The organism is Cupriavidus sp. GW822-FHT03E04, from assembly GCF_058801495.1.
Genome location: NZ_JBXANI010000080.1, coordinates 1 through 864, shown reverse-complemented (window position 1 = coordinate 864; position 864 = coordinate 1). Strand labels below are relative to the sequence as shown.

At 52.2% G+C, this 864-nt stretch carries 2 tRNA genes and 2 rRNA genes; all 4 read left to right on the top strand.

What is annotated here, in order from left to right:
- Window positions 1-75 (top strand): 16S ribosomal RNA (locus tag AC1RQC_RS40380); the annotation flags it as partial.
- Between the two features lie 61 nt (window positions 76-136).
- Window positions 137-213 (top strand) — tRNA-Ile (locus AC1RQC_RS40375).
- Between the two features lie 47 nt (window positions 214-260).
- A tRNA-Ala gene (locus AC1RQC_RS40370) sits at window positions 261-336 on the top strand.
- A 314-nt stretch (window positions 337-650) separates the two neighbouring features.
- Window positions 651-864 (top strand): 23S ribosomal RNA (locus AC1RQC_RS40365); the annotation flags it as partial.

The following is an 864-nucleotide window of genomic DNA, read 5'->3' as shown; positions in this document are numbered from 1 at the left end:
ACGGCAGGGTTCATGACTGGGGTGAAGTCGTAACAAGGTAGCCGTATCGGAAGGTGCGGCTGGATCACCTCCTTTCAAGAGCGTGCATCTTAAGTCGAGCGTTCACACTTATCGGTTTGTTTGCTGTTACAGCCAAGGGTCTGTAGCTCAGGTGGTTAGAGCACCGTCTTGATAAGGCGGGGGTCGTAGGTTCAAGTCCTACCAGACCCACCAAGTTACGGATGGTGGTTCGAAGCTGAACCTCCGGACAGAAGTAAATTGGGGGATTAGCTCAGCTGGGAGAGCACCTGCTTTGCAAGCAGGGGGTCGTCGGTTCGATCCCGTCATCCTCCACCAATTACCTCGCACTTCAGTGTGCACCTTGGATTGGTCGTCAAAGGCAAGCGCTTAGGATTGAGCGTTTGCCTTTGGCCTTGGCCAAGACGTTGCGAGACGCAGTTTCGCGCGGCTGTTCTTTAACAATATGGGATGTAGTAAAGGTGTCGTGAGCGTTGATGAGACGCTGAAGTAAAACACGATACCGGGTTGTGATTGTATCAACCGAAATGTATTTAAGTGATCGAAAGATGACTTGGAATACGGCACAAATGCGAGAACTCATCCTGTAGCGAGCACGGCTTGAACGCAAGTTTGAGACACACTCGTTATAGGGTCAAGCGAACAAGTGCATGTGGTGGATGCCTTGGCGATCACAGGCGATGAAGGACGCGGTAGCCTGCGAAAAGCTTCGGGGAGCTGGCAAACAAGCTTTGATCCGGAGATGTCCGAATGGGGAAACCCGGCCCGAATGGGTCATCCCTGACTGAATACATAGGTCAGGGAAGCGAACGCGGCGAACTGAAACATCTAAGTAGCTGCAGGAAC